Annotated in this window: 21 protein-coding genes; 13 read left to right on the plus strand and 8 right to left on the minus strand. The window is 70.5% G+C overall.

Going from position 1 to position 21,385, the window contains the following annotated elements; genetic code table 11:
* Positions 1-28: 28 nt before the first annotated feature.
* The gene (locus DVR07_RS07015; protein WP_115796020.1) at positions 29-523 is read right to left on the minus strand and encodes an acyl-CoA thioesterase; all 495 of its coding nucleotides are present in this window, start codon (positions 521-523) and stop codon (positions 29-31) included.
* Positions 524-679: 156 nt separating this feature from the next.
* Between DVR07_RS07015 and DVR07_RS07020 the strand changes: the two genes are divergently transcribed.
* Together DVR07_RS07020 and DVR07_RS07025 are read left to right on the plus strand one after the other, a co-directional pair.
* On the plus strand, positions 680-1,981 hold the full coding sequence (locus DVR07_RS07020) for a TraB/GumN family protein (protein ID WP_115796021.1): 1,302 nt from the start codon (positions 680-682) through the stop codon (positions 1,979-1,981).
* Positions 1,978-2,595 (plus strand): metalloprotease, encoded by a 618-nt coding sequence (locus DVR07_RS07025; protein ID WP_115796022.1) that lies wholly within the window; start codon positions 1,978-1,980, stop codon positions 2,593-2,595. Before DVR07_RS07020 ends, DVR07_RS07025 begins: the two co-directional genes overlap by 4 nt.
* Before the next feature lies 1 nt (position 2,596).
* Here the strand turns inward: DVR07_RS07025 and DVR07_RS07030 are convergent, their stop codons facing one another.
* Together DVR07_RS07030 and DVR07_RS07035 are read right to left on the minus strand one after the other, a co-directional pair.
* Positions 2,597-2,845, minus strand: a complete 249-nt coding sequence (locus DVR07_RS07030) for a PRC-barrel domain containing protein (protein WP_115796023.1) — start codon at positions 2,843-2,845, stop codon at positions 2,597-2,599.
* Positions 2,846-2,989: 144 nt separating this feature from the next.
* On the minus strand, positions 2,990-4,936 hold the full coding sequence (locus DVR07_RS07035; RefSeq protein ID WP_115796024.1) for an MEDS domain-containing protein: 1,947 nt from the start codon (positions 4,934-4,936) through the stop codon (positions 2,990-2,992).
* 153 nt (positions 4,937-5,089) lie between these two features.
* Here DVR07_RS07035 and purM point away from each other — a divergent pair, with 153 nt between their 5' ends.
* A complete protein-coding gene (purM, locus tag DVR07_RS07040) occupies positions 5,090-6,067 on the plus strand; it encodes a phosphoribosylformylglycinamidine cyclo-ligase (protein WP_115796025.1) in 978 nt (325 codons plus the stop codon).
* 63 nt (positions 6,068-6,130) lie between these two features.
* On the opposite strand, the gene DVR07_RS07045 is transcribed toward purM, so the two are convergent.
* A complete protein-coding gene (locus DVR07_RS07045) occupies positions 6,131-6,886 on the minus strand; it encodes a DUF2797 domain-containing protein (protein ID WP_115796026.1) in 756 nt (251 codons plus the stop codon).
* A gap of 161 nt (positions 6,887-7,047) precedes the next feature.
* Here DVR07_RS07045 and DVR07_RS07050 point away from each other — a divergent pair, with 161 nt between their 5' ends.
* From DVR07_RS07050 to DVR07_RS07085, 8 genes are all read left to right on the plus strand, one after another.
* Entirely contained in the window at positions 7,048-8,241 is a 1,194-nt protein-coding gene (locus tag DVR07_RS07050; RefSeq protein WP_115796027.1) for a S8 family peptidase, read from the plus strand.
* Between the two features lie 186 nt (positions 8,242-8,427).
* Positions 8,428-8,760, plus strand: a complete 333-nt coding sequence (locus DVR07_RS07055) for a BsuPI-related putative proteinase inhibitor (protein ID WP_115796028.1) — start codon at positions 8,428-8,430, stop codon at positions 8,758-8,760.
* Positions 8,761-8,859: 99 nt separating this feature from the next.
* A complete protein-coding gene (locus DVR07_RS07060; protein ID WP_115796029.1) occupies positions 8,860-9,666 on the plus strand; it encodes an arylamine N-acetyltransferase family protein in 807 nt (268 codons plus the stop codon).
* A gap of 73 nt (positions 9,667-9,739) precedes the next feature.
* Positions 9,740-10,324, plus strand: coding sequence for a tRNA (cytidine(56)-2'-O)-methyltransferase (locus DVR07_RS07065; protein WP_115796030.1), 585 nt, complete (start codon positions 9,740-9,742; stop codon positions 10,322-10,324).
* A gap of 73 nt (positions 10,325-10,397) precedes the next feature.
* Complete coding sequence (locus tag DVR07_RS07070; protein WP_115796031.1) at positions 10,398-10,793, plus strand: PaaI family thioesterase; 396 nt, start codon at positions 10,398-10,400, stop codon at positions 10,791-10,793.
* A gap of 54 nt (positions 10,794-10,847) precedes the next feature.
* Positions 10,848-12,080: a PAS domain-containing sensor histidine kinase gene (locus DVR07_RS07075; protein WP_115796032.1), complete on the plus strand. Its 1,233-nt coding sequence runs from the start codon at positions 10,848-10,850 to the stop codon at positions 12,078-12,080.
* Between the two features lie 131 nt (positions 12,081-12,211).
* Positions 12,212-13,573, plus strand: a complete 1,362-nt coding sequence (locus tag DVR07_RS07080; RefSeq protein WP_115796033.1) for a hypothetical protein — start codon at positions 12,212-12,214, stop codon at positions 13,571-13,573.
* A gap of 88 nt (positions 13,574-13,661) precedes the next feature.
* Complete coding sequence (locus DVR07_RS07085) at positions 13,662-14,933, plus strand: MFS transporter (RefSeq protein WP_115796034.1); 1,272 nt, start codon at positions 13,662-13,664, stop codon at positions 14,931-14,933.
* A 22-nt stretch (positions 14,934-14,955) separates the two neighbouring features.
* Here the strand turns inward: DVR07_RS07085 and paaK are convergent, their stop codons facing one another.
* The 4 genes from paaK to DVR07_RS22485 form a co-directional block, all read right to left on the minus strand.
* The gene (gene paaK / locus DVR07_RS07090) at positions 14,956-16,251 is read right to left on the minus strand and encodes a phenylacetate--CoA ligase PaaK (protein WP_115796035.1); all 1,296 of its coding nucleotides are present in this window, start codon (positions 16,249-16,251) and stop codon (positions 14,956-14,958) included.
* Positions 16,252-16,278: 27 nt separating this feature from the next.
* Positions 16,279-16,878, minus strand: coding sequence for a hypothetical protein (locus DVR07_RS07095; RefSeq protein ID WP_115796036.1), 600 nt, complete (start codon positions 16,876-16,878; stop codon positions 16,279-16,281).
* Positions 16,879-16,941: 63 nt separating this feature from the next.
* The gene (locus tag DVR07_RS22040) at positions 16,942-18,090 is read right to left on the minus strand and encodes a YeiH family protein (protein ID WP_205254495.1); all 1,149 of its coding nucleotides are present in this window, start codon (positions 18,088-18,090) and stop codon (positions 16,942-16,944) included.
* Between the two features lie 2 nt (positions 18,091-18,092).
* Positions 18,093-18,221 (minus strand): hypothetical protein, encoded by a 129-nt coding sequence (locus tag DVR07_RS22485; protein WP_255457487.1) that lies wholly within the window; start codon positions 18,219-18,221, stop codon positions 18,093-18,095.
* Between the two features lie 123 nt (positions 18,222-18,344).
* Here DVR07_RS22485 and DVR07_RS07110 point away from each other — a divergent pair, with 123 nt between their 5' ends.
* A complete protein-coding gene (locus DVR07_RS07110) occupies positions 18,345-19,523 on the plus strand; it encodes a thiolase domain-containing protein (RefSeq protein ID WP_115796037.1) in 1,179 nt (392 codons plus the stop codon).
* On the plus strand, positions 19,520-21,067 hold the full coding sequence (locus DVR07_RS07115; RefSeq protein ID WP_115796038.1) for a zinc ribbon domain-containing protein: 1,548 nt from the start codon (positions 19,520-19,522) through the stop codon (positions 21,065-21,067). The genes DVR07_RS07110 and DVR07_RS07115 overlap by 4 nt, the downstream gene beginning before the upstream one ends.
* Positions 21,068-21,385: the final 318 nt, after the last annotated feature.

A 21,385-nucleotide genomic window follows, 5' to 3' on the forward strand; every position in this document is an offset into this window, starting at 1 on the left:
TGATCTCCGGCCGAGAGGCCGTGTACCCTTACTCGTTCCCGTTCTGCTCGATCCGCTCGGCGACCGCTGCCAGCTGCTCGCGGCGCTGCTCGCGGGCGCGGTCCCGGAGCGCCCGCTGGTTGTCGGTAGGGCACTCGAGGTCGGGGACCGCGGTCGGTTCGCCGTCGTCGTCGAGCGCCACGAAGGTGAAGAAGGAGGTGGTGGTCTCCCGTTCCTCGCCCTCCCTGGGGTCCTCCGCGCGCACGTCGACCTTCACGTCGACGCTGGTCCGGCCCGTATCGAAGACGAACGCCTCCACGACCGCGACCTCGCCGAGGTCGATGGGCGAGATGAAGTCGACGTGGTCCATCGAGGCGGTCACGCACTGGTGGTTCGAGAACCGCATCGCCGCGATCGCGCCGCAGATGTCCATCCAGTGGAGCACCGTTCCGCCGAGTGCCCGGCCGAGGTTGTTGGTGTCGTTGGGTAGCAGAATCTCGGTCATCTCCGTGTACGAGTCCAGCAGCGTCGCTGCGTCGGTCATCGGTCGGGACGACTCGCTCGGTCCCAATCCCGTTTTCGTCTTCGGGCCGTCGCGTTCGCCCGGCGAGCGTCGACCGCGATCCGCCCGACGTGTCTGCCGTCTGTCGGTTCTCCGGCCATCGACAACGGTAAAAAGGGATAGCGTGTAAGGCGAACGATGAGCGACTCAGCCGAGGTGGGGCCCGGAGACGGCGAGGGCAGCGTCCGCGTCGTCGGCACCGCCCACGTCTCCGCGGACAGCGTCGAGGAGGTCCGCGAGACCATCGACGCCGAGCGACCCGACGTGGTCGCAGTCGAACTCGACGAGGGCCGCTACCGCCAGATGCAGGGCGAGGTGGCCCAGGACCTCGAGCCCTCGGACCTGCTCGAGGGCAACACCGTCTTCCAGTTCATCGCGTACTGGATGCTGTCGTACGTCCAGGCCCGGATGGGCGACCGGTTCGACATCGAGCCCGGCGCCGACATGCAGGCCGCCATCGAGGCCGCCGAGTCGGTCGGCAGCGAGGTGGCGCTGGTCGACCGCGACATCCAGATGACCATCCAGCGGTTCTGGGCCCGGATGAGCCTGGTCGAGAAGCTCCGGATGGTCTGGGAGCTGTGCCTGGCCATGGTGGGCGTCGGCGGCGACCCGGACGAGGAGGAGTTCGACATCGAGGAACTGACCGACGGCGACGTGGTGACCGCGATGATGGAGGAGTTCCGCCAGTTCTCGCCCGGCGGGGCGGAAGCCCTCATCGACGAGCGCGACGCCTTCATCGCGCACAACCTCGTCCAGTTGCGGGACGCGGGCCACGACGTCGTTGCGGTCGTCGGCGCCGGCCACCGGGCGGGCATCGAGAAGTACCTCCGACACCCGGAGACGCTCCCGCCGATGGAGAGCCTCGTCGGCACCGAGACCGGCAGCCGGTTCTCGCTGTTCAAGCTGTTCGGCTACCTGGTCGCGGTCGGCTTCCTCTCGTTTTTCTTCCTGCTGTTCATGGCCGGCGTCCGCAACACCCTCCTGCTGAAGGTGTTCGCGGCGTGGTTCCTGTTCAACGGCGTCTTCGCGTTCGGCCTCGCGAAGCTCGCGGGCGCGCGCTGGACCTCGGCGGGCGTCGGCGGCGCGGTCGCGTGGCTCACCAGCGTCAACCCGCTGCTCGCGCCCGGGTGGTTCGCGGGCTACGTCGAACTCAAGTACACCTCGGTCAACGTCGGCGACATCGCGAAGCTCAACGAGATTCTGAGCGACGAGGAGAGCCCGCTGAGCGACCTGCTCGACCGGATGCTCGACGTGCCGCTGTTCCGGCTCATCGCCATCGTGGCGATGACCAACGTCGGCAGCATGATCGCCAGCTTCGCGTTCCCGTTCGTGGTGCTCCCGCTGCTGGGCTCGCAGATCGGCGGCGTCGACCAGATCACCGACCTGATGATCCAGGGCGCGCGGAACAGCGCGGACCTCATCGTCCGGACGCTCACATGAAGGTCGCCAGCATCCGGTTCGGCCAGCGCGAACTGGTCGACATCGCGATCGCGTGGGGCGCCCTGACCGTGGCGTTCGCGGTGTTCTTCGCCGGCGGCGGCCGCATCCTCATGTACCGGCCCGCCGCGCTGGTCGGCCTGCTTCCGGCGAGCCTCGTGACCGCCGGCCTGGGATTCCTGCTCCACGAGATGGCCCACAAGGTCACCGCCATCCGGTTCGGGCAGGTCGCGGAGTTTCGGGCCGACTACGGCATGCTGTTCCTCGCGGTGGCGGGCGCGCTCGCCGGCTTCCTGTTCGCCGCGCCGGGCGCGGTGTACCACCGCGGCCGGGCCACGCTCCGGGAGAACGGGCTCATCGCGCTGGCCGGCCCGCTGACCAACGTCGCGCTCGGCGCCCTCTTCCTCCCGCTGGAGCTGTTCCTGGGCGGCCCGCTCGGGAGCGTCGGGGCGCTCGGCGTCCGCATCAACTTCCTGCTCGCGGGCTTCAACATGATCCCGTTCGGCCCGCTCGACGGCAACACCGTCAAGGACTGGAGTTTCGGCGCGTTCCTCGCGGCGGGCGTCCCCTGCTTCGCGCTGGCGGCGTGGGCGCTGTTCGGGTTCTCGTTCTTCTGAGTCAGTGCTCGTCGCCCTCTCGCAGGACGACCTCGTCGTCAGTCACTTCCTCGATGGCGGTCTCCTGGAACGTGTAGTCGTCGGCCTTCGAGTCCTCCCAGTTGAGGTACCGCTTGACGCTCTCGTAGTCCCCCGCGTCGGGTTCGACGTGCGCCATGCCCTGATCGACCTTGTCTATCGTCCCGAGGACCTCGCCCTCCGGTCCGACGACTCGCTTGCCCTCGTCGGCCTGTGTCAGCGTCTCGTCCATGGTCATACCCGCGACACTGCGAGCCAAGAGTCCTGTGGGCGCGGACTGATAGGAGGTCCGGGACGAAAATCGGCTACGCTGCGGGGACGAGTCGCAACCGGGACGAGGGGCCGCCTCGGTGTCCGTCAGGTCGCGAAGGCGGCGCTACTCGTCGCGCTCGACGTTCCGGAACTCGAAGCGCGCGCCGCCCGCCTCGCTCTCGGTCACCGCGACGTCCCAGCCGTACACGTCGGCGAGTTCCCCGACGAACGCCAGGCCGAGTCCCGTCCCGCCGTTGGCGGAGGCGGTGGTGAACCCCACCTCGAACACGACGTCGCGGTCCCCGGCCGAGATGCCGAGACCGTCGTCGGCGACGTAGAAGCCGGTCGGCAGGGTCCCGACCGTCACGGAGACGTCGCTCCCGCCGTGCTCGACGGCGCCCTCGCGAGCCCCCGAGCGAGGGCTCGTCAAACCGTGCTCCACGGCGTTCTCGAACAGGTTCCGGAACAGGTGGCGGACGTACGTCTCGTCGGCGCGGATCGTGCGGTCCACGGAGACCGCCAGCGAGGCGTCGGGTGCGTCGATTCCGTCCCACGCCTCGCGGGCTGCCTCGGCGAGGTCCACCGGTTCGCACTCGTCGACCGCCTCGCGGCCCTTCGTCAGCACCAGCATGACGTCGATCATGTCCTCGATGCGGTCGAAGGCGTCGGTGACGTAGTCGACCGCCTCGTCGTCGGCGTTATCGGGAAGCTGTCGGCTGTAGATCTCCCCGATAGTGACGGGGTTACGCAGCTCGTGGGCCAGCATGTTGGCGAAGCTTTCGAGCCGGTCGTTCTTGCTCTCGAGTCGGGCCTTGTGTCGGTCGGTCTCGAACTCGTACTTGACCCACTGACCCATCAACTGGTGGAACGTCCGCTCGGCATCCGAGAACTCCTCGTCCCGGGGCTCCGAGGAGACGAAGAAGAGCGTCCGGTCGAGGCCGCCGCTCAGCTCGATGCGGGTGCCGAGGTAGGTCCGGACGCCGAACTCCTCGTACGCTTCGAGGGAGGTGAACCCGTCGTCCGCCGGGTCGGTGATACCGGTCACGTCCGCGTCGTCGGCCAGTACCCGGCAGTACGTCTCCGAGAGGGCCAGTCGCGCGCCCGGCACCAGGTGGTCGTGGTCGCCGCTGACGGCCTCCACCTCGAACAGGTCGGTCTCCGGGTCGATGCGGGCCAGCCCGCCGAGTTCGAGGTCGAAGCGCTCGCAGCCCAGTTCGAACAGCGCCTGGAGCTTCTCCGAGAACGTCCGGTCGGTGTCGCCCGCGATCTCGTACTGTCGGCGCAGGTACCGGTGGCGCTCCTGCTCGGACGCCTTCATCTCGGTCCGGTTGCGCATCGCGCCCATCATCCGTTCGACGTCGCGGGCCGGGTCGTCGGGGCCGAAGTACTCCTCGGGCGGCGTGTAGAAGCTGTTGTGGTGGACCGCGCAGTCGGAGACGACGTGGGGGTGGGTCCGGATGACGTCGCGGACGACCTCGGCCGGGAACCGCTCGTCGTTGTACTGACAGAGGACGACGTACTCCTCGCCCGAGAACACCGTGTTGAGCACGGCCTCGTACTCGACCAGCAGGTCGGGGTCGGTCCCGTCGTCCAGCGCCCACGTCATCTCGGCGGCCGCCCGGACGCCGGCGTACTCTCCGTCCTCGGTCGCCCGCGCGAGGGTGTCCTCCCAGAACTCGACCATCGCGTCCCGTTCGAACTCGCCGGTCCGGCGGTACGTCTCGGCCGGCGTGTGGACCGAGAGCGCCCCCGAGTCGAGCGCGGCGTCGACGTCGACGCCGCGAGCCCGGAACGCGACCAGGACCTCCTCGCGGGAGTTCTCGTCGGCGATGTACAGGCAGCGCTCGCCGCGTTCGAGTCCCTGACGCACGAAGGGGACGACGGCGGCGAACTGCTCGTCCCGGTCGGCGTATATCGACGCGAGGTGGTCGTTGTCCGCTCCGCCGCCGTGGACGGGGTCGTCCGGCGGGTCGACCGGGCCGCGTATCTCCGGACTCCGTCGAAGCGCCTCGACGCCGCTCTCGGCGTCCGACGCTGTTTGGGAGTCGCCACTCCCGACACCGTGGCTCATTGCGAACCTGTAGTTGGCGGAGATGCATATATCTAGTCGTCACCGTGACGCGGGACGACAGTGCCCCGACCCGGCGACTCCGTCGAGACGCCCGGAAGCGCCGTCTCGCTCGCAAGCGGTGGAACTTTACTCGCGCGCCGCCCCGGTTCGACCATGACCGACGACGAGGAACTCACCTACGCGGAGGCCGGGGTGGACATCGAGGCCAGCGAGGCCGCTACCGCGGCGCTGGTCGGCGCGGTCGGCGACATCGACGAGAGCGAGTACGCGGGGCTGCTCGACATCGGCGACCGCTACCTGGCGCTGGCGACCGACGGTGTGGGCACCAAACTGCTCGTGGCCGAGGCGCTCGGCGACTACTCGACCGTGGGAATCGACTGCATCGCGATGAACGCCAACGACCTCGTGGCCTCGGGGGTCGAACCGGTCGCGTTCGTCGACTACCTCGCGGTCGACGAACCCAGCGAGGCGTTCTCAGAGCAGGTCGGCGAGGGGCTCGCCACCGGCGCGGAGGAGGCGGGCGTCGCGCTCGTGGGGGGCGAGACGGCTGTGATGCCGGAGGTCATCAAGGGACTCGACCTCGCGGGCGCGTGCGTCGGGCTCGCGCCGAAGGATGCGGTCTTCCCCGGCGAGGCCGAGGTGGGCGACGCGCTGGTCGGGTTCCCGTCGAGCGGCATCCACTCGAACGGGCTGACGCTCGCCCGCGAGGCCGCGACGCGCGACCACGATTACGACGACCCCTTCCCGCTCGACGGCTCGGACCGAACCATCGGCGAGGTCCTGCTGGAGCCCACCCGCATCTACACCTACCTGCTGGACCACCTCCGGAGCCGGGAGGTCCACGCCGCGGCCCACGTCACCGGCGGCGGGTGGACCAACCTCTCGCGGATGGGCGCGCTCCGGTACGAGATCAGCGACCCGTTCGACGCCCAGCCGGTGTTCGAGTTCGTCCAGTCGGAGGGCAACGTCGGCGCCGAGGAGATGCACCGGACGTTCAACATGGGCACCGGCTTCGTGGTCGCGCTGCCCCGCGACGAGGCCGAGTCGCTGGCCGACGAGACCGACGGTCGCGTCATCGGGGAGGTCACCGAGGGCGACGCGGTCTCGATCCGGGGTCTGGAACTGGATTGAGGCCTCTCGCTCGGCACGTTTCAGTTTCGTCCCGTTTTCCGGTATAAACGCTCGGCTCGAGGGCTAGAATGCCGCCAGACTCGACTGTAGCTCCCGGTCGCTCTCCTCCTCCCGGATCTCGTAGCCCACCAGGTCCCGCAGGTCCACCGCGTAGGTCGTCCCGGCGCGCGCGAGCACCAGCACCCGGCCCTGCACGCCGACGACCTCGCCGGTCGCCAGCGTCTCGGCCACGGGAGCCGCGTCCAGTTCGAAGCCGTAGTCGAAGTCGAACGTCTCGACCGGGTCGAACTCGTCGAGGGCGGCGCGCCACGCCGCGTCGTCGACGTCCCGGTGGAGGCCCGCGATCTTCGCGGGGACCCGCACGCGGTCGGTGTACTCCTCGGCCAACTGCGATTCGATCTCCCGGGCGATGCGGCCGTTCTCCACGGTGCGGAGGTGGGCGGCGCGGTCGGCGCCCTGCTCGCGCAGGCGGGTGTCGAGCCGCCACTCGCGGGTCACCCCGACCTTGAACGTCGCGGGCGCGAACGCCGCGAGGTAGATGGCGTGGTCGTCGTAGCAGTCCATCTCGTCCTTGAGGCAGGTGCCGGTGCAGCGGGCGCACACCCAGGTGGTGGTGTGCTGGTCGCAGTAGGGGACGCCCTCGTTGGGGCAGTCGACGTGACCCGTCCCGTCGAGCGCACCGGCGCACCGGCGGTCGCCGAGCGAGTACCCCAGTCGCCCTCCCGACTCCAGCGGCTCCCGGCGAACCTCGTCCTCGGCGGCCACGAGCAGCGCCGGCCGCCCGTCGCCGCCCGTCGTCTCGTACCCGACGATCTGCACGGCTCCGACTTGGCTCTCGGATACTAAAGGCGTGCCGTTTGGCAGGACGGGACGGAAGCCGAACGCGGGAGCGCCTGATAAAATCGTCCACTGACCGACTTTATTTTGTAAATTAGGGCTAGAAAAGTTTTATTCTACATCGGCTCAATTAATTTCACGCAATGTCCGATAACGACAACGGTGTGTCGAGGCGTAACGTCCTGAAAGGTGTCGGTGCCTCCGTCGCGACGGCCGCGGCGGGCAGCGGTCTCGCGGCGGCCGAACCGGACGACAGCGTGGAGGTCAACGTGGGCTTCTCGTCGGCGCGGGGCCGACAGGTGGCGGTCCAGCAGGCCGACGAGACGGTCCGGGTGTTCAACTCCATCGACGCGGTCACGGTCCGGCTCCCCAAGCGCGCCGCGACCGCGCTGGAGCGGAACCCGAACATCCGCTACGTCGAGGAGAACGGTACGATGGAGGCGTTCGCCCAGACGCTGCCCTGGGGCGTCGACCGGGTGGACGCCGAGGTGGCGCACGCCGAGGGCGAGACCGGCGAGGGCGCGGACATCGCCATCGTCGACACCGGCATCGACGACGACCACCCCGACCTGCAGGCCAACGTCGGCGCCGGCGAGTCGTTCGTCTCCTGCGGGTCCGGCGGCCTGACCGGGAACTGCACGTTCTACGGCAACAGTAACGACTGCAACGAGTCGTGGTCCGACGACAACGACCACGGCACCCACTGCGCCGGCATCGCCGACGCGGTGAACGACGCGGAGGGCGTTCGGGGCGTCTCGACCCGTGCGACGCTCCACGCGGTGAAGGTGCTGGACTGCGCGGGCAGCGGGACCTTCTCGGACATCGCGGCGGGCGTCGAGTACGTCGCCGACCAGGGCTGGGACGTCGCCTCGCTCTCGCTGGGCGGGGACTCGGGCTCCCAGACGCTCAAGGACGCGGTGGAGTACGCCACGAACAACGGCGTGTTCGTGGCCGTCGCGGCCGGCAATCCCGGACCGTGCACCGACTGCGTCAAGTACCCCGCGAAGTACGAGGAGGTCGTCGCGGTCAGTGCGACCAACCAGAGCGACGAGCTCGCGGAGTTCTCGGCCCAGGGCCCCGAGGTCGACATCGCCGCGCCCGGCGCGGAGATCTACTCGACGGTCCCCGGCGGGTACGACACCTACGACGGCACCTCGATGGCCTGCCCGCACGTCGCGGGCGCCGCCGGCCAGCTGATGGCGAACGGCCTGTCGAACGCCGAGGCCCGCGACGAACTCGAGAGCACGGCCGAGGACATCGGCCTGTCGAGCAACGAGCAGGGCCACGGCCTGCTCGACGCGGCGGCCGCGCTCGGCTTCGATTCCAGCGATAACTGACACGTCGGGGCGACGACCGCGCGAGAGCCACGACTGCACCCACCGGCGAGGCTGCTTGCCCCACCCGCCTCGACGGCCCGCCTGCTCCCGCACCCCGCCAGCCGGCGACCGTCTTCGACGGCCCGGTTCGACCCGGGAACGGTCTCCGGCGAAAAGTTTTCAGACGCTCGGGGGGCAGGATAAACCATGACGCTCCAGAGTGCGGTCAGCGCGACGGTCGAGTCCGACCGGGTGTCGTTCGAGTACGTCGTCGAGAACGTCGGCGACGAACCGGCGGAGCTGACGTTCCGCAGCAGCCTGCGCGCGGACTTCGCCGTGCTCGACGGCGACGAGGAGGTCTGGCGCGCCAGCGAGGGCCGGGCGTTCGCCCAGATGCTCCAGACCGAGACCGTCGACTCGGGCGACGCCGCGGTCTTCCCCGGCGCGTGGGACGACCCCTCGCCCGGCGAGTACACCGTCGTCGCCTCGATGAACGCCACGGGCGACGACGCGGAGGCCCGGGCGGACTTCTCGGTGTGACGGTCGGACCGAACGAGGAATGATAAGATACCCTACAAAACGTCGTTTCAGCGGAAATTCAAGGCCCCCGTCGCCGTAGCTCCGGTCGAGAGCCGACCCATGGCGTCACCCAACCCCGCCGATTACCTCGCGCGCATCGGGCTCGACCGCTCTGCCGTCGAACCCGCGAATCTGGACGCCCTCCGGACCCTCCAGCGGGCTCACGTGATTTCGGTCCCGTTCGAGACGCTGTCGGTCACCGGCGACCCGCACGGCCCCGGCGACGCCGAGGGGGTGACCCTGACCCTTCCCCACCTCTACGAGAAGGTCGTCGAGCGCGAGCGCGGCGGCTTCTGCTTCGAGCTCAACGGCCTGTTCGGCTGGCTGCTCGCCGAACTCGGGTTCGACGCCGACCGCATCGCGGCCCGGATGCTGGGAGACGACGGCGACCCGCGGCCGCCCGCGAACCACCACGCCCACCTGGTGACCCTCGACCGCCCCTACGTCGTGGACGTGGGCTGCGGCGTCCCGACGATGCGCCGACCCACGCCGCTCGACGGGACCGGCCGGACCGACGCCGCGGGCGTCGCGTGGCGCGCGGTCGAGAGCGACCGCCCCGACGCGGCGTACCTGACCCAGTACCGGCAACCCGACGACGACGCGTGGAACGACCGGTACGTCTTCGACGAGACGCCCCGGAAGCTGAGCTACTTCGAGGCGACCTGCGACCACCTCGCCACCGCGCCCGAGTCGGGTTTCACGGGCGACCCGACCGTCTCCATCGCCACCGAGCGCGGCCACCTGAAGCTCTCGCCCGACGAACTGACCCGGTCAGAGCGTGGTCGCCTGGTCGAGCGCGAGGTCGACCCGGAGGAGTACCACGACCTGCTCGAACGGGAGTTCGACCTGCGCTACGACCCCGACTAAGCGGAGACAACCGACGCAGGGACGACCGGCGCGTTCCGAAACCCCCTAACCCGCCCGACGCCGACTGACGGGCATGCAAGGCGAACCCGAGGTGGCGGTCCTCCGACTCGGCCACCGGCCGGGCCGCGACGAGCGCATGACGACCCACGTCGGCCTGACCGCGCGGGCGCTGGGGGCCGACCGCGCCGTCCTGGCGGGCGACGCCGGCAAGTCCCGCGAGACGGTCGAAGACATCACCGACCGGTTCGGCGGTCCCTTCGCGGTGGAACTCACCGACAGCCCGAAGGCAGTCCTCCGGGACTGGGAGGGGAAGGTCGTCCACCTCACGATGTACGGCGAGCGCGTCCAGGACGTCGAGGACGCCGTCCGGGCGGCCCACCGGGGCGAGAGCCCGGCGGGTGAGGACGTCGACGAGGGGAGCGAGGGTCAGCCGATTCTCGTCGTCGTCGGCTCCCAGAAGGTTTCGTTCGACGTCTACGAGGCCGCCGACTGGAACGTGGGCGTGACCAACCAGCCCCACTCGGAGGTCGCGGGGCTGGCGGTGTTCCTCGACCGGCTGTTCGAGGGCCGGGAGCTCGACCGGGAGTGGACCGACGCCGACCGCCGCGTCGTCCCCGAAGCGACCGGCAAGACCGTGATCCCGACCGACGAGGAGTGAGCACGAACTCGGACCGAGACCACCGAACCGCGCGGCGCTTTGGTTATTAGTGACCGTAGGGCGAACAGCCTGCATGAGCGACGTTCCCGACGAGCGCCGCGAGCGAATCGCCTCCGACCCCTTCTGCGAGAAGCTGGGCATCGAGCTCGCCGCGCTCGGCCCCGGCACCGCGACGACCGAGGTGACCGTCACCGACGACCTGCTCAACTTCCACGGGACGCCCCACGGTGGGGCAATCTACTCGCTCGCGGACGCCGCGTTCGCGGCCGCGTCGAACGCAGAGGGCGAGACCGCGCTGGCGATGGAGACCAACGTCTCGTACTTCGAGGCGGTCGACGTCGGCGAGACCCTGACCGGCGAGGCCGAGCGGGTCCACCGTCGGGGTCGGACCGCTTCCTACAGCGTCGCCGTCACCGACGAGGACGGCGGCGAGGTCGCCGCCTTCCGCGGTCGCGTCTATCTCCCATGACAGGTAATGCTCCCGGCGGTAATTCTATGAGGGTCGGGTGCGAACCTGCCGCAAATGGGTCCGTCCGGCATCACGCTCGCCGACGTGCGCGCCGTTCTCGACGCTGAGGACTCGTCAAGCGAACCCGTCACGGCGAGCGAGGTCGCGGCGGAACTCGGTTGCGACCGGCGGACCGCCCGGGAGGCCCTCGACGAACTGGTCGCGCGCGACGGCGTCGAGACCAAGGAGGTCGGCGACGGCGTCCGGGTCTGGTGGGCGACCGACCGGGACCGCAGGCGGTACGAGGCCGTCGTCGAGACGGTCAACGACGGCATCTACGTCAAGGACGAGGACAACAGGTTCACGCTGGTCAACGACACCTACGCCGAGATGGTCGGCCACTCGCCGGAGGAACTCGTCGGGCGGGACTCCTCGTTCCTCGTCAGCGAGGAGGTGATGGAGGCCGCCGAGGAGATATACCGCGACCTCCGGGCCGGCGACGACGTGACCGAAACCGTCGAGGCGACGATGGAGACCCCCGACGGCGAGACGATAGAGACGGAAGCCAGCTTCGCGGTGATTCCCCGAGACGACGAGCACGAGCGCGTCGGGGTGGTCCGGGACGTCACCGACCGCAAGGAGCGCGAACGCCGGCTCGAACGCCAGAACGAGCGACTGGAGTCGTTCGCCAGCATGCTGGCTCACGAGCTCCGCAACCCCGTCACCATCGGCCAGATCTACAGCCAGCAGCTCCCCGCCGACGCCGACGACGAGGCGGTCGACTACGTCACCGACGCCTTCGACCGCATCGACGACGTCATCGACGTGCTGCTGGTGCTGGCGCGGGGCCAGGACGCGGTCGGCGACGCCGGCCCGGTCCGACTCGACGCCGCGGCGCGGGAAGCGTGGGGAGCGGTCGACTCGACCGCCGGGACGCTCGCGGTGTCGACCGACAGGGTCGTGCGCGCGAACGAGACATACCTCCGGCACTTCCTGGAGAACCTGTTCGAAAACGCGATAGAGCACGGGACGGACGACCGGTCCGACGCCGACGTCACGGTGACCGTGGGCGACGCGCCGGACGGGTTCTACGTCGCCGACGACGGCGTCGGCGTCCCGGCCGAGGACCGCGACGCCGTGTTCGAGGCCGGGTACACCACCGCGGCGTCGTCGGGCGGGACGGGCGTCGGCCTGACCTTCGTGCGCGAACTCGCCGACGTGTACGACTGGGAGTGCTCGCTGACCGAGAGCGAGGCGGGCGGCGCGCGCTTCGAGTTCTCAAGCGTCACGTTCTGCACCGACGAGTGACGGCGGCGCGAGCCGCCTCGGACCGACTGTCCGGAGAGTCTGATAGCGAACGCGTCCGAGTGACGTGCACGGCCGAGCCCATACCACTTCAATTCCCGCATCTTTTTGAACCCCGAGTGTCATCGACCGGTATGAAACGCCGCTCGTTCCTCCGCCTCGCCGCCGGTGCAACGGCGGTGACCGCCGGTTGCGTCGGCGGGTCGGTCACCGACGCCCGACTGGCCGACGGCGACGGGCCGGGCGGCACCGCGGCCCGGATGGCGGCGGCCGGCGCGGGTGGCCCAGGTGCCGGGAGTCGCGACCTCTCGGTCTCGGCGGTCGAGACCTTCGACCACGCCGTCCGGCTCAACGACCTCGGCACGGACCCCGGCGGCCGGGTCACCCCGTTCGCCGACCTGTCGGACCGCGAGCGCGAGGTCGTGCTGGCGGCGCTCTCCGGCGGCTACCGGACCGACGACCCGTCTGCGTGGCTCCGCCGGTTCGCCAGCGCGACCCCGTTCGTCGAGCGCGACGGGACCTACTACCGGCTCGAGGACACCTTCCCCACCCACCGGGTCACCGCGGAAACAGTCGCCGAGAGCGACGTGACGGGCGAGACCGCCGACTACGAGACCTACCGGCGGGCGGTTACCCGCGAGGGCTACGTGGCCAGCGGGCTGCTGCGGCTCGCCCGCGACGGCGGCGTCGAGTTGAGCTACGTCTGGCCCGCGCTCGCCTCGTTCTTCGAGACCTACGACGCCGCCCGGTACCACGGCGACGTGGTCTCGTTCTCGATCGAAGTCACCGACGCCGGCCCGCCGTACGCGATCACGGGCGCCGAGGTCCCGGTTTCGACGGCGGTGGACGGGTCGGTCTGGAACGCGGACGCGGCCGCCGCACGGACCCGGGGACTCCTCCGACGGGCGGGCCGCGCGACCGGCGCGTACGGGTTCGACCGCGCACCCCCGGGCCTGCTGGCGAACCTCCGGGAGCATCGGTACGTCCGGCTCGACGGGACGTTCTACACCACCTACGTCGAGGCGCACGACCCGGTTCCGGTCTCTGTGGCCGCGACGGTCCGGGACGGGCGGCTCCGGCTCTCGCTCCGGAACGACGGGGACGCGGGGCTCCGGCTCGCGTCGGGCGCGCCCCGGCCGTTCGGCGTCGTCAGGTGCGAGCCGGCAAGAGGCGCGGACTCCCGAGACGCCGCCCGACTCCTCTGGACCGACGCCTACGCCGCCAGCGACCGGGTCCGGACCGACGGCCGGCGCGTCGAGGCGACGGACGACCTCGCGCTGGTCACGACGGTCGGCCCCGGCGAGGCGATCGACGAGACCTACGCGGTCCCGGCAGACCTCTCGCCGGGCGAGTACGCCGTGGAGGGGTCGCTCGACGTGGCGGGCCCCGAGCGCGACGAGACGGCCGGCGGGACGACCGGGAAGGACCGCGGGACCACTGTAGCGAGTGCCGACGAGTCGACGGTTCGGTACCGCGTCACCTTCGAAGTCGAGTAGCCGCGGACCGTCGGGCAGATATATAATTTATTCTACAAAAGTTGGCTTCCGGAAGACGTCATTACGGTCCGTCGATTAGGACCTGGTGATGGCCGAGTCGCGAGACCTGCTCCGCCGGTACTACCTGTTCCGGGCGACGAACTCGTCGGGCTTCTACCTCCCCGTCGCCGTCGTCATCCTCCGTGACAAGGGGTTCGGGCTCGACTTCGTCGGGCTGGCCTACGCGGTCTTCGCCTTCGGCATGCTGGTCTCCGAGGTTCCCTCCGGCTACGTCGGCGACTGGCTCGGCCGCCGGAGGAGCCTCGTCGCCGGCGCCGTCCTCCGGACGGTCGTCGTCCTCGCGTACCCGTTCGTCCAGTCGGGGTCGGTGTACTTGGTGCTCCACGTCGTCTGGGCGGCCGGCTGGGCGTTCCGGTCGGGGACCCAGGACGCGTGGCTGTACGAGATACTCCAGGCCAGGTACGACGAGTCGGCGTACGCGACCATCGAGAGCCGCGGGAACGTGGCAGAACTGGTGATCTCCGCCGTGACCGCGATTCTCGGGGGACTGCTCTACAGCGTGAACCCCGCGTACCCGTTCCTGGCGAACGCCGGCCTCGCGACGCTCGGAATCCCGCTGCTGTACACCTTCCCGACCATCGAGCGCCTGAAGAACGGGGAATCGACCGGTTCCGGGGCGGAATCGGACGACGACCCCGCCGAGTCCGACGACGTCCTCACGGTCCGCGAGGCGGTCGGCATCCTCCGGCTCCAGGTCCGCCGGCCCGAGGTGCGATGGGTCGTCGCCTACGCCGCGCTGTTCAACTCGCTGTTCGTCGTGACCCGCATCTACGAGCAGCCCGCGCTGACGGCGGTCGGCGTGCCGGTCGCGGGATTCGGTGTGTTGTACGCCGGGTTCAAGTTGGTCTCGGCCGGCGCGGCCTCGACGGTCGGCTGGCTCCACGACCGGATCGGGACGCGGGGCGTGTTCCTCTCGCTGGTGCCGCTCTACGGGCTGGCGTACGCGAGCGTCGCGCTCGCTCCGATGCTCGTGATTCCGGTGCTGTTCCTCAACCGCGGGCTCCACACGATAGTCCGTCCGGTCCGCAACCAGTACCTCAACGACCGTCTGGCCGACGTCGGCCGCGCGACGGTCCTGTCGGGCGCGTCGATGGCGCTGTCGCTCGTGGGCGGGGTCGCCCGCATCGTCGCCGGGCGGGCCGCGGAACTGCTCGGTCCGGTCGGCTTCCTCCCTTGGGCCGGGGTCGCGCTGTCGCTCGCGGCCGGCGGGCTCTGGGTGCTCGTCTCGCCGGTCCGACAGACGGGGACCCCGGAGGGCGCCGGCGCCGCCGATACGACGGGAGCGGCCCAGGTGGACTGATTGGGGCCGCCCGTTCGTTCGCCTACTCCTCGTCGCGGTGGTCGTAGACGCGCTTGACCTTGCCGACCTCGGTGCGGTCGATGACGCCCGGCCCGACCACCTCGATCTCGTCGGGCTTGACCTCCAGGGTCTCCTCGAGTTCCTCGCGGATGCGCCGCTTCAGTTCGTCGTGGCCGCCCTCGTAGTCCTCGTGGTACTCGACGGTGAGCTCCATCGTATCGAGGTTCCCCCGCCGGTAGAGGTCGATGCGGTAGTGGGGCGCGACGTCCGCGATGTCGACCATCACCTCCTCGATCTGGCTCGGATAGACGTTGATCCCGCGGACGATGATGAGGTCGTCGGTCCGTCCGGTCACGTTGCCCATCCGGGCGACGGTCCGGCCGCACTCGCACTCCTCGTAGGTCAGCGCGGTCATGTCGCCGGTCCGGTACCGGAGGACGGGCAGCGCCTCCTTCGTGAGCGTGGTGAGGACGAGTTCGCCCTCCTCGCCCTCCGGCAGGGGCTCGCCGGTCCGCGGGTCGACGACCTCCGGGAGGAAGTGGTCCTCCCAGACGTGGAGGCCGTTCTGGGCCTCCTCGCACTCGATGGAGACGCCCGGCCCGATGATCTCCGAGAGGCCGTACACGTCGACCGCGGTCACGTCGAGGGCCGCCTCGATCTCCTCGCGCATCGGGTCGGTGAACGGTTCGGCGCCGATTACGACGGTGTCGAGCGGGAGCTCCCGGGGGTCGACGCCGCGCTCCTCGGCGGCCTCCGCGAGGTAGAGGCAGTAGGACGGCGTGCAGGCCAGCACGTCGCTCTCCATGTCCCGGAGCATGTCGAGCTGTCGGGCGGTGTTGCCCCCGCCGGTGGGGATGACGCAGGCGCCGAGTTCCTCGACGCCGTCGTGGAATCCCAGACCGCCCGTGAACAGCCCGTAGCCGTAGGCGTTCTGGACGACCTGCTCGGGCCGGACGCCCGCGGCGTACAGCGACCTGGCCATCACCTCGCGCCAGACGCCCAGGTCCTCGTCGGTGTAGCTCACGATCTTGGGCTTGCCGGTCGTGCCCGACGAGGCGTGGATTCGTCGGACGTCGCCGCGGTCGACCGCGAACAGGCCGTCGGGGTACTCGTCGCGGAAGTCCTCCTTCCTGGTGAACGGGAGCTTCGAGATATCGTCGACGGACTCGACGTCGTGGGGGGCGACGCCGGCCTCGTCGAGGGCCTCGCGGTAGAAGTCGACGTTCTCGTAGGCGTAGGCGACGGTCTCGGCGAGCCGGTCGTCCTGGAGGTCGCGGAGCTCGTCCCGCGGGGCGGTCTCGATGTCGCTGTAGACCATGACGAACAATAATGCGCGATACGGCGTCTAAATACTTTGGTCGGTCGTCGCGTTCGCCCACGTCAGGTCCCGGTCGTCCGCTTGCTGATAGAGGTGAGGACAGCGTCCCCGGAGCGGACTGGTGTAGCTGCCCGAGCAGCCCGCGTACTCGCCGTTCTCCAGCCAGAGGATCTCGACGCCGTGGGCGTCCGGCAGGATACCCTCGGGACTGCCGCCGGTCGCCGTCGTCTCGATGCGGTACTGAACGCCCAGTTCGCACGAGGCGTTCGACGCGACCTCGCCGTCGCCGCGGGACTCGACGTGGACCCGGAAGGTGCTGAGGTCGGCGCCGGGCGGCGAGGTGCGCTCGACCCATGCCGAGAGGTCGGCGTCGGGATCGCCGGTCGCGACGAACGAGACCCGGGTGTGGTTCCCGCCGCCGCCGGAGCCGCTCGCGTAGTTCGACACGGCGTCCCGGCAGCCCGCGTCGATACGTTCGAGCGACGAGACTCGCAGTTCGCTGGGGCCGGTGTGGTCGGAGAAGCCGGGGAGCGCGTTCACCGCCTTCGGTTCGCCGCCGGTCAGGAGGAGACCGACGACGAACGCCAGGAGGAGGGCGTCCTTCAGTCGTCGAGCGTCGGGGACCATGGCCGGCGGTTCCGAGTGTCGGCGAATAAACGCGTCGCTTCCGCCGTCCGAGGGCAGCCCCCCTCAGAAGACGGAGTGGACGACCGCCAGCGAGACGGCGCTCACCACCGCGAGCGTGAGCGCGACGACTGCGAGCGGTCGGATCCCGGTTTCGCGCAGTTCGTCCGCCGCGATACTGGTTCCGAGGCCCGCGAACGCCACGAGGAACGCCCAGCGGTACGCCCGTTCGATGCGAGTCAGTTGGGCGTCGGTGAACACGCCCGCACTGGCCAGAACCACCATCGCGAGGAAGCCGAGCACGAACTTCGGGAAGCCGTGCCAGAGGCTCCGGAGGAACGACGCCCTCGACCGGGACCTCGATTCCGTCCCGGCTTTCGGCGCGGACCCGACCGCCGACTCGGTCGGCGCCCCTGACGGGGACTCCGACTCGGCGTCGGATTCGGATTCGGAGCCCGTGTCGTATCCGGTGTTCGCATCGGATTCGGGACTTGCGTCGGGGTCGGGACTCCGATCGGCGTACAGAATCGAATACCCGACGACCAGTCCGCCTATCAGGACGTTCCGGGCGAGTTTCGCCACCGTCGCCCACTGCCCGGCGACGTCCGAGTAGGCGAACCCGGCGGCCGTCACGGGGCCCGTGCTGAACATCGTGAGGCCCGCCCAGATACCGAACACCCTGTCGGGGAGTCCGAGAACCCCACCCAGCACGGGGTACGCGAAGAGCGTGACCGCGTCGAAGACCAGGATCGCGCTGGTCGCGTACGCGACCTGCTCCTCGTCGGCCCGGACCGCGCCGGCGACCGCGACGACCGCCGAGACGCCGCAGACGCTCGCGCCCGCCGCGACCAGCGACCCGAGTCGGCGCTGGAGGTCCAAGCCCCGCGCGAGCGACTCCGCGACGACCAGCGTGAACCCGACGACGCCGACCACGGTGACGAGCAGGGTCGGGCCGGCGGCGACCAGAGCGTCGAGCGAGACGCGGACGCCCATGAGGACGATGCCCACCTCCAGCCAGAGCGCGTAGGTTCCGGCGCCTGGCTCGAAGTCGCTGGGGACGCCGACGGTGTTGGCGAGGACGCCGCCGACGAGAACCGCCGCGAGGAGTTCGGGTACCGGCGCGACCGCCGCGACACCCCACGCCAGAAGTGCGATGGCGACGAGGAGTCCGAGCCCCGGGAGCAGGTCGGACGGCGAGGGACGAGCCGACGCCATCGCTAGACGGCGACCCACACCGCCGCGACTTCGGGGCGGCCGACCGCCACCGCACGCCGGCCCCGGTCGAGGCCGGCCCGCCATCGACTCGTCCGGTCAGGGGGCTCTCGCAGCGAATCTGGGCCTGCCATTCGGTCGGAACTGCCGCCTCCGGGCGGTTAGGCTTTCGGGTTCGGCGGGACGCCGGGCGAGTTCGCGGCCGGACAACGTCCGCCGGCGGCAGCTATTTCCTCCGAGACCCACACAGTCCACCCATGCGCGACGCCTACCTCGTCGGCGCGGCCCAGACCGACTTCGGGTCGTTCCCCGACGAAAGCTACCGGTCGCTGTTCCGCACCGCGTTCGAGCGGGCCCGCGCGTCGGTGCCCTCGGGCCTCGACCCCGACGACGTGGACGAGGCGGTCGTCGGCACCCTCGGCGTCGGCGGGCGCCAGCTCGGCCTCTCCGGGCCGGCCGCCACCGAGCACGTCGGCCTCCACGGGATTCCGACGACCCGGGTCGAGAACGCCTGCGCGGCCTCGGGGTACGCCGTCCGGCAGGCGGTCCAGGCGGTCCGCTCGGGGATGGCCGACGTGGTGCTGGCCGGCGGGGTCGAGATCATGACCGACATGTCCGGCGACGCCACCAAGTACTGGCTCAGCGTCTCGGGCGAGACCGAGTGGGAGCGGCTCTCGGGCACCACCTTCGCGGGCGTCTACGCCCAGATGGCCGACGCCCACATGGCGGAGTACGGCACGGACAGCGAGGCGCTCTCGCACGTCGCGGTGAAGAACCACCGGAACGGCGCGAGGAACCCCCACGCCCAGCTCGGCTTCGAGTGCTCGCTCGAAGACGCCGAGAACGCCCCGACCGTGGCCGACCCCCTGACGCTCTACCACTGCTGTCCGACCACCGACGGGGCCGCAGCCACCATCGTCGCGAGCGAGGACGTCGTCGGCGAGTACACCGACGACCCCATCCGCATCGCGGGCGTCGGCGCGGCCAGCGACGCAGTGGGGCTGTTCCAGCGCGACAGCTACACCGGTATCGAGGCATCCCAGCGCGCGGCCGAGACCGCCTACGAGCGGGCCGGCGTCGGTCCCGACGACCTCGACTTCGCGGAGGTCCACGACTGCTTCGCCATCGCCGAGATACTGGCCTACGAGGACCTGGGCTTCTGCGAGCCCGGCGAGGGCGGGGACCTCGCGGCGTCGGGCCGCACCGCACTCGACGGCGACCTGCCGGTCAACACCTCCGGCGGCCTCAAGTCGAAGGGCCACCCCATCGGCGCGACCGGGGCCGGCCAGGTCGCGGAGGCGTTCAAGCAACTCTCGGCCGAGGCCGGCGACCGCCAGGTCGAGGGCGCGACCCGCGGCCTGACCCACAACGTCGGCGGGAGCGGCGGCGCGGCCGTGGTCCACGTGTTCGAGAAGGAACGGGAGGTGGCGCGATGACCGACGCCGAGATCGGGAGCGATTCCGCGCCCCGAATCGAGGCCGTCGGCGCGTACGCACCGCGATTCCGCGTCTCCGCCGAGGCGTTCGAGGAAGCCTGGGGGCAGTTCCACGCCGCCGGCGTGAACGAGAAGGCGGTGCCCGACGCCGACGAGGACGCGGTGACGATGGCCTTCGAGGCCGCCGCCCAGGCGCTCGACGCGGCGGACCGCGAGGGCGGGGAAGTGGCGTTCCTCGCGTTCGCCACGACCACGCCGCCGCTGGCCGAGGAGGACCTGACCGCCCGGCTAGGCGGGATGCTGTCGGTCCCGGAGGACGCCACCCGGCACACCTTCACCGGGAGCACCCGGGCCGGGACCCGGGCGCTCGACGCCGCACTGTCGGCCGGTCCGTGGGAGAACGGGGGGTCGGCAGACGGCGAGGGCGTCGGCCTCGTCGTCGCGGCGGACTGCCCCCGGGGCGAACCGGACAGCGACGAGGACCACGCCGCCGGGGCGGGCGCAGCCGCCTTCGTCCTCTCGGAGTCCGGCGGTCCCGGCGGCGGTGCCGTTGTCCGCGAGTGCGCCGAGTACGCCGCGGAGTACCCCGGAACCCGGTTCCGGCGGACCGGCGAGGAGACCGTCGGGGGACTCGGCGCGACGGGCTACGAGCGCCAGGCGTTCACCGAGACGCTGGCCGGCGCGGTCGACCAGTTGGACCTCGATGGCTCGGAGATCGACGCCGCGGCGGTCCAGTCGCCCGACGGCAAACTCCCCTACCGTGCGGCGGGGGCGCTCGGCGTCGACGCCGAGACTATCAAGCGCGGCGCGACGGTCCACGACCTCGGCGACACCGGCGCGGCGAGCGTCCCGCTCGGCCTCGCTACCGCGCTCGCGGAGGGTCATCAACGCGTCGTCGCCGCCGCGTTCGGCAGCGGCGCGGGCGCCGACGCCCTGCTGGTCGAGACCGCCGGTAGCGACGGAGTCGCGGCGTCGCTCGCGCTCGACGACGGCGAGTCGGTGAGCTACGCCGAGTACCTCCGCAAGCGCGGGGAGCTCACCTCGGGCCCGCCCGAGGGCGGCGGGGCGTACGTCAGCGTCCCGTCGTGGCGCCGGACGCTCGACCAGCGCCACCGCCTGGTCGCGGGCCGGTGTCCGGACTGCGGCGGCCTGAACTTCCCGCCGGAGGGCGCGTGCAACGACTGCAAGTCGCTGGTCGAGGAGTACGACGACGTGACGCTGACTGGCGAGGGGATAGTAGAGGCCGCGACGGTCATCTCGCAGGGCGGCGCACCCCCGGAGTTCGCCGAGCAACAGGCCCAGTCGGGCGACTTCGCGGTCGCGGTGGTCGCGCTGGACGGTCCGGAAGGCGGTGAGGTGAGCGAAGCGACCCGAACCTCGTCGGAGCCTCGCTCCGACGGCGGGTCGGCGAGCGTCCCGGCGCAGGTCGTGGCCGCGGACCCCGAGGACGTGACCATCGGCGACAGCGTCGAGACGACGATGCGCCGCATCTACACGCAGGAGGGCGTGACGCGGTACGGATTCAAGGTGCGGCCGGTCGAGTAGCTTCTTTTCCGCTGGCGCGACCTCGTGTCGCGCCTTCTCCGTGCGAGGTCTGCGCGAGCGAAGCGGAGTGACGGTGGACGACCGAGCGCCTCGGAGAGGCGCGGAGGAGTCGGCCGGGGAGGATTGTGGTCTGCGGTACCGGTGCGGTCGGGTGGGACTTTCGAGGTGATCACGTTCGCCGTAATTCCGGAAGCCAGTCGACTCACTCACTCTCTCGGCGACCGCGGAACACAACGTCAGTCCACCCACCGCGCGTCCACCACAAACCGGACAAACACCGGTCAATCACGCGAGAGATAAACGCTTAACCGCACTCCC

It is taken from the genome of Halorussus rarus (assembly GCF_003369835.1).
GTDB classification, from domain to species: Archaea; Halobacteriota; Halobacteria; order Halobacteriales; family Haladaptataceae; genus Halorussus; species Halorussus rarus.